The sequence below is a fragment of the Mesorhizobium sp. M7A.F.Ca.ET.027.02.1.1 genome (assembly GCF_004022985.1).
GTDB lineage: Bacteria > Pseudomonadota > Alphaproteobacteria > Rhizobiales > Rhizobiaceae > Mesorhizobium.
This window is the reverse complement of sequence record NZ_RZOL01000149.1, coordinates 1-13,854: the sequence shown is the minus strand read 5'-3', so window position 1 is coordinate 13,854 and position 13,854 is coordinate 1. Positions and strand designations below refer to the sequence as shown.

Below are 13,854 nucleotides of genomic sequence, written 5' to 3'. Positions count from 1 at the left end.
GCCGTGCACGCCCTGCTCGATCCGGTGCGGGAAAAGGCGCTGGAGAAGGCAGCAAGCGACCAGATCGAATTGCAACGGCTGGCGACGGAGGCCGGCAGCAACGAAAAATTTGCTGCCTGGGACTGGCGTTTCTACCAGGAGAAACTGCGCGCGGAAAAATTCGCCTTCGACGAGGCGGAACTGAAGCCCTATTTGCAGCTCGACCGCATCATCGACGCTTGCTTCGATGTGGCGACACGGCTGTTCGGCATCACCTTCGAGGAGAAGAAGGGCATCGCTGCCTGGCACCCCGACGCCCGCGTCTTCGTGGTGAAAAATGCCGACGGCAGCGAGCGCGGCCTGTTCCTCGCCGATTATTTCGCCCGGCCCTCGAAGCGCTCCGGCGCCTGGATGAGCGCGCTGCAGTCCGGCTACAGGCTCGGCCACGGTGCGAGCCCGGTGATCTACAACATCATGAACTTCGCCAAGCCGCCGGCCGGCGAGCCCGCGCTGCTGTCGGTCGACGAGGCGAAGACGCTGTTCCACGAGTTCGGCCACGCGCTGCACGGCATGCTGACCGACGTCACCTGGCCGTCGGTAGCCGGCACCTCGGTCAGCCGCGATTTCGTCGAATTGCCCTCGCAGCTCTACGAGCACTGGCTGACCGTGCCGGCGGTGCTGGAAAGACACGCGCTGCACGTCAAGACCGGCAAGCCGATGCCCAAGGCGCTGCTCGACAAGATGCTGGCCGCGCGGACTTTTGGCGCTGGCTTTGCAACAGTAGAGTTCACCGCATCCGCGCTGATGGACATGGCTTATCACGCACGGCCGGATGCGCCTGAAGCACCACTTCGTTTCGAAACCGAAACGCTTGCAGAGCTGCACATGCCGGACACCATAGCCATGCGCCACCGCACCCCGCATTTCGGCCATGTCTTTTCCGGCGAAGGCTATTCGGCCGGCTATTATTCCTACATGTGGTCGGAAGTGCTCGATGCCGACGCATTCGCCGCCTTCGAGGAGACCGGCGACCCCTTCAACCCGGCGCTCGCCGAACGGCTGCGCAAGAACATCTACGCCGCCGGCGGTTCGAAGGATCCGGAAGAACTCTACACCGCATTTCGCGGCAAGATGCCGTCGCCCGAAGCGATGATGGTGAAGCGGGGATTGGTGTAGCACCGGATAATCTCCCCCCCTCGAGGGGGAGATGGCCGCGAAGCGGCCAGAGGGGGTCGGTTCGACCGGGCTCGGCCTGCTGCGGCAGAAGAAGGTTGGCGCATTACGTCAGGCGACCCCCTCTGTCGGCTTCAGCGACATCTCCCCCTCAAGGGGGGAGATCACCGGCGTCACCCTTCCAAGGATCCGCAATCCTTGGCCACACCGGCCTTGTCAGCTTCTTGTAATCGGTCACCGCCGGATTGCTGGGATACGAGCTCGGCGCCGAGACATAGATGATCTCGGCGGCGATCGGCTCGAAGCCGGCGTAGAAATGGTTGGTCGACTTGATCAGCAGCATGTCCTTGGTCATCGGATCGACGCCGATGTTGGAAAAGATATCCGGCTCGAAGGTCTGTGTGCGGTTGGTGTTGAGAATGATGTCGACCTCGGTGCCTTCGAGGCGGACCAGCGCCGTCGGCCCGAGCGTCACGCGGCTTGGCCCGAAACTCTGCCAGCCCTCCGCAACCGCCTTCAGCACGCGCACGCGCGCGTCGATCGGCTCGCCTGCCTGCGGCCCGGCCTTGCCGCCGAAGCGCAGGTCGATAACGGCGCCCTCGCCCGCCGCCAGGCAGAAGGTGACCGCGATCGGGTCCCAGATCGTCGCCACGGCGAACCTGTCCAGGCCACGCGCCAGCATCTGGCGCAGCACGAAGGTGCCGTCGCCGGGAACGCCGCCGCCGGGATTGTCCCAGATATCGGCGATGACCACCGGCTTGCCCGGATTCTTGCCGCGCACGGCCAAGGCCCGGTCGATGCCGTCGGTGGCGCTCAGCATCGTCATCGCCGTCTTTTCGCGCAGCGCGTAGAGTTCCCGCCCGAGCCTTTCCGCCAGCGCGTCACCCTTGGCCTTGTCATCGTCGGTGACGACCAGGATGCGCGTGCCCATCTCGGCCACGTCGGCCGCCATGAAGCCATGGATGACCGAGACCGACAGCACACCATCCTTGCCGTGCAGCGCCTTGATGCGGTCGACGAAAGAGCGCATCGGTTCGCGGCTGGTCGGCAGCACCTGGATCATGCGGCAGTCGAAACTCGAGATGACCGGCTTGATCTCGCCCCTCGCCGCCGCAAGGCCAAGCTCGACGACGTGTTCGCCGCGCTCATAGAAATCGGTGTGCGGAAATTCGAGGAAGTAGGCGAGAATGTCGGAGGCCGCCACGCGCTTCGGCGTCAGATGGCTGTGCGGATCGAGTTCCACGGCGATCACCACCTGCGGCCCGACCATTGCGCGAATCCGTTCGAGCAAGTCGCCTTCGCAGTCGTCATAGCCTTGCGCCACCATGGCGCCATGCAGGCCGAGGATGACCGCATCGACCGGCAGCGCCGCCTCGAGCTGGCCAAGGATCTCGTCGCGCAGAGCCTCATAGGTCTGCCGCTGCACCAGGCCGCCCGGCTCCGCCCAGGTTGCGGTGCCCTCGATGACATCGAGGCCTTCGGCCGCTGCCCGCCGGCGTAGCGCCACCATCGGCGAGGAGCACAGCGTCGGCGTGTCCGGATGTTTGCCGGGTCCGGCATAGAAGGCCATCTCGAACGAGGCCCTATCGGTCGGCACCGGCGAGAAGGTGTTGGTTTCCGTCGCCAGCGAGGCGGTGAAAATGCGCATGAAAGCTCCGTCCGTGAATAGGCGTTATTTGACCGCCCCGAGCGCCAGCCCGCGAACGAGGTAGCGCTGCAGCCAGATGAACAGGATGGCCACCGGCAAGGTCGCCAGCAACGTCGCGGCCATGACGTGGTGCCATTCGATGGTGTAGCGGCCGGCGACCAGCGAAAACACCTGGATCGGCAGCGTGTAGCTTTCCTGGCTGCGCAGCATGGTGAGCGCCACGACGAATTCGTTCCAGGCGTTGATGAAGGTGAAGATCGCGGTCACCGCGATCGCCGGCAGGCAGAGCGGCAGGAACACCTTGCGCAAGGTCAGCCAGCGGCCGGCGCCCTCCATCCAGGCGGCTTCCTCGAGATCGCGCGGAATGGTGTCGAAATAGCTCTGCAGCATCCACACCGTGAAGGCGACGTTGAAGGCCATGTAGATGAAGCCGAGCGCCGTCGTGCTCTCGACCAAGCCCCAGGCCGCCATCAGCCGGAACAGGCCAAGCACCAGCACGATCGGCGAGATCATCTGCGAAATCAGCAGGAACTGGCGCAAGGCGCCGTAGCCGGCAAAGCGGAAGCGCGACATCGCATAGGCCGCCGGAACCGAGATCAGGATGGCGCCGACGGTGGCGATCACAGACACGTAGAGCGAATTGAGCAGCGCCTGGCCAAAGCCGGTCGCCACCCACATGTCGGAAAAATTCGACCAGCGGAATTCGCTCGGCCACCAGGTCGGCGACAGCACTTCCTGCCTCGGCTTGACCGCGGTCAGGAACATCACCGCGAAGGGAAAGAGCGTCACCACGATCAGCGGCGCCAGCAGCAGCCAGGCGATGATGGAGCGTTTCAGCTTGCTCGTCATGTGCGTTGCTCCCGCATCGCCAGCCGCACATAGATCATGGTGAAGACCAGCAATATGGCGAACATCACCAGCGACACCGCCGATGCTTCGCCCAGCTTGCCGATGCGGAAGGCCAGCTTGTAGAGATGGGTGACCAGGATATCGGTCGAGTTGGCCGGGCCGCCCTGCGTCATCACCCAGATGATCGGGAAGGAATTGAAGACGTAGATGGTGTTGAGCACGATGGCGATGTTGATGAACGGTTTCAGGAGCGGAAAGGTGATTTCGCGGAACTGCTGCAGCGGCGTCGCCCCTTCGAGCGCCGCCGCCTCGTAGAGATCGTCCGGAATCGACGACAGCCCGCCGAGGAAGATCGTCGTCGTGAACGGCACCGTCACCAGGATACCGATCAGCACCTGCATCGGGAAAGCGGTCTCGGCGCTCGCCAGCCATTGGATGTTGTGATCGATGAGCCCGAGGCCGATCAGCGCCGAATTGAGCATGCCGCTTTCGCCGCTCAGCGCCCAGCGCCAGACCACCGCGGTCATGGTCAGCGACACCGCCCAGGGCAGCATGATGATGACGCGGGCGATGCCGCGGCCATAGAAATCGGTGTTGAGGATCATCGCCACCGGGATCGACAAGAGAAGCGCACCGCCGACCACCATCACCGTCCATTGGCCGGTGCGCCAGAGCGCGGCCGTGAAATCGGGATCGGCAGCGAGTGCCGCGAAATTGGCGAAGTCGTTGAAGTCGCGAAGCTGGCCGAAGCGGCTGACCTCATGCGTCGAGATCTGGATCAGGTCCCAGACCGGCCAGAAGATGACCACCGCCGCCAGAAACAGGCTGGGCAAGGTCAGGAGATAGGGCAAGAAACGATTTTGCATCTGCTGGCCTGCAACCTCGGCGTGCTGGATCAGAAGGTTCTGCTTATGCGAATTTCGGATCCGCCGCACCGGGCCGGGAACCTAGGTGTGGCGCGCCCCGCCTGAGTCTGGGGCGCGCCACGGGCGCAGGGAGATACGCCCTATTTCTTCAGCACGGCCTCTATTTCTTCAGCACGGTGTTGGCCTTGGCGGCCGCGTCCTTCAAGCCCGCCTCAGGGTCGCCGCCGAGATAGATCTTCTGCATGGCGTCCGACGTGATCTGGGCGACTTCTTCCCAGCCCGGAATGACCGGCGCGAAGCGGGCGTCGGGCAGCAGCGCGGTGAACGCCGCCAGATCGGCATTGTTGACGTAGTAGTCCATCTTGGCCTCTTCCTTGTTCACCGGCAGGAAGCCTTCGCCTTGCGTGAACTTGGCGCGCTGTTCCGTGGTGAACAGGAAATCGAGCAGCTTCCAGGCTTCGTCCTTGTTCTTGGAGTTCTTGAACATGATGATGGAATCGGTCACGCCATAGGTGCCGCGCGCGCCGGTCGGGCCGGCGGGGATGGCTGCAACGCCGTATTTCAGGTTCGGCGCCTCGTCCTTGATCTGGTTGGACAGGAAGGGTGCGGTGATCATCATGCCGACCTTGCCCTGCTTGAACAGGTTCTGCACGTCTTCGCGGTTGTTGGAGGTGACGCCGGGTTCGGTCAGGCCTTCGTCGATCATCGACTTGTAGAGCTTGGCGGCCTCAAGCGCACCTGGCGTGCTCAGGCCCGAAGTGCCGTCCTTGTTGAGGATCTCGGTGCCCTGCGACCACATCGCATAATAGTAATAGACGTCGGTCTCGATCTCCTTGCCCTGCAGGCCGAAGCCGAACGTGCCCGACCCCAGCGCCTTGATCTTGCGCGCATCTTCCTGCAGCTCGGTCCAGGTTGCCGGCGGCTTGGCGATGCCGGCTTTCTCGAACAGCTCCTTGTTGTAGTACATGGCGCGCGCCGAGGCCGCGATCGGCAGGCCGTAGGTCTTGCCGTCCATGATCGAGGGCGACAGGAAGGTGTCGATGAAGCGGTCCTTGAAGTCGGGCTTGATGTAGCCGTCGAGCGGCTCGGCGACATCCTGCTGGACGAAGTCGATCAGCCAGCGCGTGCCGATGATCGACAGATCGGCATTGGTGCCGGCGGTGATGTCGGTGGTCAGCTTCTGCAGCAGCACATCCCACGGCACCACTTCGAACTTGACGGTAATGCCGGGGTTCGCCGCCTCGAATTCCTTCTTGACGTCGGCGAAATAGGGAGCAGTCTTGGCGCTGTACTCGGCCACGGTGACCCGCACCTCGCCCGCATCCGCCTGCGCCGCAATTGCCAGCATGCTCATTCCGGCCATCAGGCCGACAGTCCATTTTGCAAGGCTCATTTGATCTCTCCCATTGGTGTTGCGCCTGCGCGCCTCTCCGTGCCGGAGCAGAAGATTTATGTGACTTTCCTACATTATCGATGATTTGAAGGCTTGCAAGCGGATTATTGTGTTGCTTAATTACATTTACAGGCCTAGGCCTTATGCGATCTGTCAGAACTCCCGGAGGATGACGCACGGTGGTTTCGCAATCCGAGTTCGAGGGCAGGGCCGAGTTCGAAGGCAGGGCCGTCGTGGTGACGGGGGCCGGCGGCGGTCTCGGCACGGCCATCGTGGCGCTGATGGCGCAAAGAGGCGCCAGGGTCGTCGGTTGCGATCAGTCAAGCGAGGCGCTGAACAGTCCGCACCTTGCCTCCCGCCATGTCTTCGATCTTCTCGACAAGGCATCGATAGCGACGGCGATCGGCGCGATCCTCGACCGGGATGGTGTGCCCGACATTCTCATCAACAATGCCGGCTGGACGCGAGCCGAGACGATTTCGGCGCTCGATCCCGACAGAATAGAGCAGGAACTCGATCTCAACCTGACTGGCGTGATGAATTTCGCCGACCCGCTGGTCAAGGCGATGGCTGGCCGTGGCTCGGGCAGCGTCGTCTTCATCTCCTCGGTCAACGCCATCGCGCATTTCGGCAATCCGGCCTATGCCGCCGCCAAGGCCGGCATCAACGCCTATGCCAAGGCGATCGCCGTCGAGCTCGGCCGCAGCGGCCTGCGCGCCAATGTCGTCTGCCCCGGATCGATCCGCACCGCCGCCTGGGACCACCGCCTTGCCAAGGATCCCGAAATCCTCGGCAAATTGCAGCGGCTCTATCCGCTCGGCCGCATCGTCAACGCCGCGGAAGTGGCGGAAGCCGTCGCCTTCCTTGCGTCCGATCGCGCATCGGGAATAACAGGCGTGGTGATGCCCGTGGACGCGGGACTGACCGCCGGCTGCCTGCCCTTCATCGACGACATCCTGGGAGCGTGACAATGACCGATGTCGAGTTTCGCGATCTGTCGAAATCCTTCGGCCAGCACAAGATCCTCGAGAACATCAGCCTCGATATCAAGAGCGGCGAGTTCGTCGTCCTCGTCGGCCCGTCCGGCTGCGGCAAGTCGACCTTGCTGCGCATGCTGGCCGGCCTGGAGACGATCACCTCCGGCGACCTGTTGATCGGCGGCGTGCGCGCCAATGCGCTGCCGCCGCAGCAGCGCAACATCGCCATGGTGTTCCAGTCCTATGCGCTGTTTCCGCATCTGAAGGCAGCTGACAATATCGGCTTTGGCCCGAAGATCCGCGGCGAGACGCGCACGGTGATCGATGAGAAGGTCAAGAAGGCGTCCGGCGTCCTCAATCTCTTCTCCTATCTCGACCGCTATCCCCGCCAGCTGTCGGGCGGCCAGCGCCAGCGCGTCGCCATGGGCCGCGCCATCGTGCGCGAGCCGTCTGTGTTCCTGTTCGACGAGCCGCTGTCCAACCTCGACGCGCAATTGCGCGTGCAGATGCGCGTCGAGATCAAGGCGCTGCACCAGCGGCTGAAATCGACGATCGTCTACGTCACCCACGACCAGATCGAGGCCATGACGATGGCCGACCGCATCGTCGTGATGGACCGCGGCAGAATCCAGCAGGTCGGGGCGCCGCTGGAACTCTATGACAGGCCTGCCAACAAGTTCGTCGCCTCCTTCCTCGGCTCGCCGTCGATGAGCTTTGTGTCCGGTTCGCTCAAGACGGCGCTTGAGAAAACCTGGTTCGAATCGGCCGGTGGCGGGCGGCTTGCGCTTGCCGGCAAACAGGTGCCGGCGGACAGCGCGGTGGAGGCTGGCATCCGGCCCGAGCATTTTGTCATCGGCGAGGCTGTCGACGCGATGGCGATCAGGGTGGATGTCGTCGAGCCCACCGGCTCCGAAACACATGTCTATGGCGCTATCGGTGCTGATACGGTACGCGCCGTGTTCCGCGACAGGGTGCCGGTCAGGCCGGGAGACCTGCTGCCGGTCTCGGTCGACCCCGGCAACATCCATCTGTTCGACAAGGCAACGGGCCTGCCTCTATGAGAATAGCAGCATGAAGACGCCGGCCGACATCATCACGCGGCTGCAGCTGATGTCGCAGGACGGAACGAAGTCGGATCGCAAGCTGGCCGGCTTCGTGCTGGCAGACCTCGATTTCGTTTCCAAAGCGGCGATTTCGGAAATTGCCTTGCGCGTCGGTGTCAGCGAGCCGACGGTGACGCGGTTCTGCCGCAACCTCGGCTGCGAGGGCCTGCGCGACTTCAAATTCTATCTGGCGCAAGCCATCGCCATCGGCGGCCAGTATCTGTCGCCGGAGCCGTTGAGCCGCGATGCCCGCGAACAGCGCATCGCTTCCGCCATCACCGAAGCGGCGATATCGGCCATCCAGCGCGCCAGCGAAAACCTCGACATGACGACGCTGGTCGCCGTCGCCGCACGCATCGCTGTTTCCGGTAATGTGCTGTGCATCGGCTCCGGTGGCATTTCGTCCATGATGGCGACCGAAATGCAGAACCGGCTGTTCAGGCTTGGCGTGTCGGTGCTGGCGCAGATCGACGGACAGTTGCAACGCATGTACGCCGCCGTTGCCACCCCCGACACCACGCTGATCGCCTTCTCCGTCTCCGGCTATGCCAGATCGGTCATCGATGCGGTGCAGGTCGCCCAGCAATATGGCGCCACCACGATCGCCATCACCCCGCCGGACTCCGCACTCGCCAAGGTCGCCGACACGGTCATCCATTTCCAGTCGCTCGAGGATGGCAATATCTACAAGCCGACATCGTCTCGCTATGCGCTGCTGTCGATCGTCGACATGATCGTCACCTCGGTCGCCGAGACGCGCGGACCAAGGGTTTTGGAGAATCTGCGCCGCATCAAGCAGAGCGTGAACACGTTGAAAGTCGACGATCCGCGTTTGCCATTGGGCGATTGAGCCCCTGCGGCCAAGGACATCAGGACTGGCGGCCGAGCGCCTCGATGCTTTTCGCCAATTTCGCCGGATCGCCTTCAATGCGCACGGTCTTCAGCCGCGCGGTGCCGCCGGCGACAACCGAGACAGCGGACCCGGGCACGCCCAGAGCCTTGGCCAGCAGCTTTTCGAGCGCATGATTGGCGGCGCCGTTTTCCGGCACGGCGCGGACGCGCGCTTTCAGATGGCTTCGCCCGTCCGCCGTGGCCTCGAAGCCTTCGAGCCTGTCCAGCGCAGCCTTTGGCGTCAGCCGGACAAACAGCTCGGCGCCGTTTTCGCGCAGGCGAAACGGCGTGCTCATAAGGTCATCCTGCTCACAGGATCAGAGGCGCCACCGTGGTGAGCAGAAACTGCCGCAGGAAGAACAGGATCAGAAGCAGGATGATCGGCGAGATGTCGATGCCGCCAAGGTCCGGCATGAAGCGGCGGATAGGCCGCAACGCCGGCTCGGTCAGCCGGTAGAGCATGTTGCCGATGGAACCGACGAACTGGTTCTTCGAATTGACGACGTTGAAGGCGTAGAGCCAGGAAAAGATCGCCGAGGCGATGATGATCCACCAGTAGAGGTCAAGCGCCATGACGATTGTTTGAATGAGGGCGAGCATGCCGGTCTCCAATTGTTGCCGACATGTAGCCATTGCACGCGAAACCGGCAAGGGCCGCCTTTCTGTGGAGCGCCAATACCGGCCCGGTCGGACTGTAGGGCATGTCGCCGACACCCCAACGAAGGCGCGAATACACAAAACCGGCAAGGGCCGCTTTCCGCCGGCGCCAGATCGACGCTTGACGGCACTGGATTTCGGCAAACCTCCGCCTTGACAGGAAACCGCGGCGCCCGATAAATGCGCCCATCCGCTGGACGGGGCTGTAGCTCAGCTGGGAGAGCGCGTCGTTCGCAATGACGAGGTCAGGAGTTCGATCCTCCTCAGCTCCACCAGCGGAATAATTCTCCACGCTGCGCGCCAGATGCCCATCTCTGCGCCACATGCAGTCCGCGACGCTCGTCCCGGCTTGCCCCCGCGGTTGGCATTTGCTGTGCCAGCGCACCTTAAAAGGCCGCGCTACATCGCCTATTTCGCAATATCCGGCAAAACTTTTGTCAATTGGACTTATGGCGGAAGAGCTCGCTGATTGTTTTCGTTTTTTTTGGAAACCACCCCACTAAATTGACGTTACCAAATCAGTTTTTTCTGTGCGTTGTGACCAGGGCGTTTCGGCGGGGGCGACCGGAGACGCTATATCGATTTCGAGTCGAAATGAAAAATCCGCCTGCGGAAGCAAAGACGTGTCAATTCGCGACAATCTCGCTGCAAACCTTAGACGGCTGTGCAAGGACCATGCCTCCGTAAGCGCGGTATGCCGTGAGCTGCGCATCAATCGCACGCAGTTCGAACGCTATCTGCAAGGGCAGACCGTTCCCAACAAAGCTACCGCCAAGCTGATATGCGATTACTTTCGGATCGACGAAGCCGAACTGTACCAGGATCCCGGCGCACCCGAGCCGGCGATGCGTGGCCTGCCGCCGGTTTCCGAGAGCCTGTTCAACCAGATGATCCGCCCTCCGAGTCCTTCGATCGCGGGCGGCACCTATTTCACCTATTTCTCGATCCCGGGCCGCCTCGACCTCCTGATGCGCTCGGTGACCTTCGTGCGGCGCGAAGCCGAACTGGTCACCTTCCGAAGGGTCACCGGATGGTCGGAGCGCCGGGGGTCGACCTGGGCACGAGCGCGCGGCAATCACTATGGCGTGGCGATCTCGCGGCTGAACTGGATCTATTTCAGCGGCATCAATCGCCGCCAGACCGGAGAGCCCTCGCTGATCTCCGTGCAATGGGCTCCCATCTCCGAACCGGTGCTGATGGGCAAGGCCATGCTTCTGACGGAGGCCGGCCCGGCATTCGTGTCCGTCATCATGCGGCGCGACATTGCCAACATCCACCCAAGGGATGCCATCAGCATGGCGCATGTCATCAATCTCGACGATCCGGGCGTCGATCAACTGGTTGTCAGCCTCACCCGGGACGGGTTGGGCTAACCCCTCGGATCGCCGTGTCTTACGCCAAATAAGAATAAGCGTACGCGGATAAAGCGTATGCCAACGATTGCCTACTCTGTATGTGAATAAAATCGATATTTTAGACTTTAATGCCAGGAAAGATAATCCACGGGTCAGTCTAAGGCTCGTGGTTTTACTATAATTTTAACAAACCATTAACTCTTCCGACCTTACCTTTCTTCACGCGGATCCCGTTCCGGGGGTCTTTCAACGGATCCCAAATTGGGGTCAGGAAAGGGATGAAAATGGCCAAGAAAGTGACCAATGCTCCGAAGCTGACGATTGCCGCCGGCACGCAGACCGTCTTCTTTTCGCAGGGCATGCACTACAACAAACGCTGAAGCCGTTCTGCGCCGACGAGCGTCTTGCTTGTCGGCGCCTCGGCTCCGCAGATGGCAACCAGCTTCATGAAAATGCGCTCTTCTCAAACGCTTGTTTTCTACCCCGGACCGAACAAGGTCACGGCATGCAACTTCCTGACCAGAAGCGTGTTTGAATGCAGCCCCGAGATGGTCGGCCTTCTCGCATCGTGGGACAAATGGGCATCGACGGCGGACATTGCCCGCGCCCATGGATGGTCGAAGTCCGAGTTGAAGGCTGTCGTTCCCCAGTTGCTCGATTTCTCCGCGCTGGTCACAGCCGGATCGCCTCTCGCCGAGCAGGAGGAACAGTTTTCAGGACAATGGAGTTGGGGGCTTCCGACGGCGCTGATGCATTTCTGCGTCCAGGACAGCGAATACATGACCATCGAGCAAGCGGAAGAGCGGCAGATAGAACGCGCCGGCCATACGCCGCAGCCGAACCTCATGCTCAAGAATTCCGCAGGCGCCATCCAGCTGCCTAATGCACTGGAAGACAATGAACTTCTCAGCTTGATGGCGCGGCGCCGCACCAACCGCACGGCGGCTCAGCCCACCATCACGGCCAAACAGCTTTCCGATTGCCTGTTCGCAGGGCTCGGCATCATCGGCGAGACCGCCAATTGCGTTGGCACCCTGCCGCTCGGCATGACCCCTTCAGGCGGCGCGCGAAATCCCTATGAGGCCTATGTGGTCGCGCTCGGCGTCGATGGCCTCGAACCCGGTGTCTATCACTATTCCGCCGCGGATCACGACCTTGGCAGGATTTCCGCAAACCATCTGCCGAAAATCTCCGAACTGGTCGGCGGACAGGAGTGGGCCGACGCCATGCCGTGCCTTGTCCTGCTTTGCGCCAAGCTCGATCGCACGATGTGGAAATATGAGGACGCCAACGCCTATCGTGTCGTGCTGATCGAGGCCGGCCATATCGGCCAGAACATCATGCTGGCAGCGACCAATCATGGCCTGTCGGCATGTCCGACAGCCGCGCTCAGCCATTCCGCCATCAAGCGGCTGCTTGGTCTCGACAGTTTCACCGACGCACCGATCTATGCCTTGACCCTCTCGACGCCGGAAAGAGATCCGTCCACGGCGGGCCAGTCCATCAATTAGCCGACCAACTATGTGCATCACAGCCAATAACGCGTTCCCTAGCGTATAACCAGAGACAGGAGCAGCACGTGCCAAATCAATCCTTACGCCAGTCGGAAATCGATAGCCTTCAATATATTTCGTCGATGACCAATGAGCTCGTGCAGATGGCCGAAGCAAGCCGTTTTCCGATGATCTCCTATCTGCTGGGCATGGCCTATGCAGAGGCCTTCGACGTTCTTCGCGGCGCACGGCCGGCCAGGCATGCGCAGCTCAGCGGCAACCCGCTGCACCCCAAGGCGCAGGCAAAGGACACTCGGGCCGCCCAGCCACGGAGAGCGTAGCGACATGCAATCGTCAGCCGCATGCGCGGTGGCCGGCTCGACCTCCCGGCCAAACCGCTGGGAGACGCTGTGCGCGTTGCAAAGCCTGCTGCCGTTGCTGAAGAAGGCCGCGACGGACCTGCGCCGCGCCGACATGGTCTACTGGTTCGAGCAGGCCGATGCCGAGGTCGCCAACATCATCAGGGGCCACCCCTCCGATGCAACCGCAATCCCGGCCCTGATTGCATCCTGCCCGCAGGACCGGCATCCGGTCGCTCAAGCTTGATGCATGTCGCCCGCCAAAACGCGACGCGGCCGCTGAAAATGCTCTGATCACCAGTTTTTCAATTTCAGACCGGAACCTATTGCGCGTCTGGAATGCCCAGGGGACCTGCACATGAACATGATAGCCAACATTAGAAGCGTCGATGCCAGGGAAAGCGTTTTCAGCCGGCTCGACGTCTTGGTCGCCAGGCGGCCGCCATCGCCTGACGCCGCGCGGGTCGAGGCCCGCCAACTCGTCTCGACGGCGATTGCCGACAGCTGCCAGGCCGACAGTCTCTGGGGTACAGTGGACGCTTTCCACGCCCATTTCGACTTCATGATGCAGACCATCGAGATCAACGGCGCCGATGACCCGGGCCTCGGGCCCTTGCGCACGAAATGCCGTTTCTATCTCGAACAGGTCGAGGCCCTGAGTCTGTCACTGGCCTATTGACAGGCCGGCCCGAACAAATTCGGTCCTAGAGCAATTCCAGGAAAAGTGTGAAACGGTTTTCCCGGGAAAACGCAGAGCGTTTTCCCTTGGAATTGCGTCAAACCAAAGAATTAGAGCAGTTAGCCGTTTCCGTGAAACGGTGAACTGCTCTAGTTGCGCAGGCTGAACACGAACGGCGCTGTACGGCTCAGACGCGAGCCGAGTTCCGGTGGCGGTTTCGGCACCGTGGCGCCTTGCAGCACGGCGAGCGCCGCACGGTCCAGATCCGCATCCCCCGAGGAACGAGAGAGCCTGGCAGACAGGACCCGGCCGGACGAGTCGACCGTGAATGCGACATATGGCCTGCCCTCCACGCGTCGGGCCTTGGCAGAGCTGGGATAGCGTGTGTGCCGCTTGATCCAGGCGCCCAGACGGGAGTCCCATTTGCTGGAG

At 62.1% G+C, this 13,854-nt stretch carries 16 protein-coding genes and 1 tRNA gene; 10 read left to right on the top strand and 7 right to left on the bottom strand.

What is annotated here, in order from left to right:
• Positions 1 to 1,155: M3 family metallopeptidase (locus EN749_RS17665; protein ID WP_245491437.1), on the top strand; the 1,155-nt coding region annotated here is incomplete at its 5' end.
• Positions 1,156 to 1,303: 148 nt separating this feature from the next.
• Here the strand turns inward: EN749_RS17665 and EN749_RS17660 are convergent.
• From EN749_RS17660 to EN749_RS17645, 4 genes are all read right to left on the bottom strand, one after another.
• Positions 1,304 to 2,800, bottom strand: coding sequence for a M81 family metallopeptidase (locus EN749_RS17660; protein WP_128363612.1), 1,497 nt, complete (start codon positions 2,798 to 2,800; stop codon positions 1,304 to 1,306).
• Positions 2,801 to 2,824: 24 nt separating this feature from the next.
• Positions 2,825 to 3,649 (bottom strand): carbohydrate ABC transporter permease, encoded by an 825-nt coding sequence (locus EN749_RS17655; protein WP_013528984.1) that lies wholly within the window; start codon positions 3,647 to 3,649, stop codon positions 2,825 to 2,827.
• Positions 3,646 to 4,515, bottom strand: a complete 870-nt coding sequence (locus EN749_RS17650; protein WP_023811708.1) for a sugar ABC transporter permease — start codon at positions 4,513 to 4,515, stop codon at positions 3,646 to 3,648. Before EN749_RS17650 ends, EN749_RS17655 begins: the two co-directional genes overlap by 4 nt.
• Before the next feature lie 160 nt (positions 4,516 to 4,675).
• A complete protein-coding gene (locus tag EN749_RS17645; protein WP_127397148.1) occupies positions 4,676 to 5,908 on the bottom strand; it encodes a sugar ABC transporter substrate-binding protein in 1,233 nt (410 codons plus the stop codon).
• A 179-nt stretch (positions 5,909 to 6,087) separates the two neighbouring features.
• Between EN749_RS17645 and EN749_RS17640 the strand changes: the two genes are divergently transcribed.
• From EN749_RS17640 to EN749_RS17630, 3 genes are read left to right on the top strand one after another with little or no spacing between them, the layout of a single operon-like run.
• Entirely contained in the window at positions 6,088 to 6,876 is a 789-nt protein-coding gene (locus EN749_RS17640; protein ID WP_128363611.1) for an SDR family oxidoreductase, read from the top strand.
• 2 nt (positions 6,877 to 6,878) lie between these two features.
• The gene (gene ugpC / locus EN749_RS17635; RefSeq protein ID WP_127382538.1) at positions 6,879 to 7,946 is read left to right on the top strand and encodes a sn-glycerol-3-phosphate ABC transporter ATP-binding protein UgpC; all 1,068 of its coding nucleotides are present in this window, start codon (positions 6,879 to 6,881) and stop codon (positions 7,944 to 7,946) included.
• A 10-nt stretch (positions 7,947 to 7,956) separates the two neighbouring features.
• The gene (locus EN749_RS17630) at positions 7,957 to 8,838 is read left to right on the top strand and encodes a MurR/RpiR family transcriptional regulator (RefSeq protein WP_127268067.1); all 882 of its coding nucleotides are present in this window, start codon (positions 7,957 to 7,959) and stop codon (positions 8,836 to 8,838) included.
• A 19-nt stretch (positions 8,839 to 8,857) separates the two neighbouring features.
• Here EN749_RS17630 and EN749_RS17625 read toward each other — a convergent pair whose 3' ends face one another.
• Both EN749_RS17625 and EN749_RS17620 read right to left on the bottom strand, forming a co-directional pair.
• Positions 8,858 to 9,175 carry a DUF167 family protein gene (locus EN749_RS17625; protein WP_128287897.1) on the bottom strand — a complete coding sequence of 106 codons (318 nt, stop codon included), beginning with the start codon at positions 9,173 to 9,175 and terminating at the stop codon, positions 8,858 to 8,860.
• Positions 9,176 to 9,188: 13 nt separating this feature from the next.
• Entirely contained in the window at positions 9,189 to 9,479 is a 291-nt protein-coding gene (locus tag EN749_RS17620; protein WP_023811703.1) for a YggT family protein, read from the bottom strand.
• 256 nt (positions 9,480 to 9,735) lie between these two features.
• Between EN749_RS17620 and EN749_RS17615 the strand changes: the two genes are divergently transcribed.
• The 6 genes from EN749_RS17615 to EN749_RS17585 all read left to right on the top strand — a co-directional run bounded on the left by EN749_RS17615 (position 9,736) and on the right by EN749_RS17585 (position 13,422).
• Positions 9,736 to 9,811 (top strand) — tRNA-Ala (locus tag EN749_RS17615).
• A gap of 348 nt (positions 9,812 to 10,159) precedes the next feature.
• The gene (locus tag EN749_RS17610; protein ID WP_127268065.1) at positions 10,160 to 10,909 is read left to right on the top strand and encodes a helix-turn-helix transcriptional regulator; all 750 of its coding nucleotides are present in this window, start codon (positions 10,160 to 10,162) and stop codon (positions 10,907 to 10,909) included.
• 530 nt (positions 10,910 to 11,439) lie between these two features.
• Positions 11,440 to 12,402 carry a SagB/ThcOx family dehydrogenase gene (locus tag EN749_RS17600; protein ID WP_236382936.1) on the top strand — a complete coding sequence of 321 codons (963 nt, stop codon included), beginning with the start codon at positions 11,440 to 11,442 and terminating at the stop codon, positions 12,400 to 12,402.
• Positions 12,403 to 12,470: 68 nt separating this feature from the next.
• Entirely contained in the window at positions 12,471 to 12,725 is a 255-nt protein-coding gene (locus EN749_RS17595; protein WP_127268063.1) for a hypothetical protein, read from the top strand.
• 4 nt (positions 12,726 to 12,729) lie between these two features.
• Complete coding sequence (locus EN749_RS17590; RefSeq protein ID WP_127329798.1) at positions 12,730 to 12,990, top strand: hypothetical protein; 261 nt, start codon at positions 12,730 to 12,732, stop codon at positions 12,988 to 12,990.
• Positions 12,991 to 13,101: 111 nt separating this feature from the next.
• A complete protein-coding gene (locus tag EN749_RS17585) occupies positions 13,102 to 13,422 on the top strand; it encodes a hypothetical protein (protein WP_127808773.1) in 321 nt (106 codons plus the stop codon).
• A gap of 149 nt (positions 13,423 to 13,571) precedes the next feature.
• Here EN749_RS17585 and EN749_RS17580 read toward each other — a convergent pair.
• The coding region (locus tag EN749_RS17580) for an energy transducer TonB (RefSeq protein ID WP_145990935.1) at positions 13,572 to 13,854 on the bottom strand (283 nt) is incomplete at its 5' end.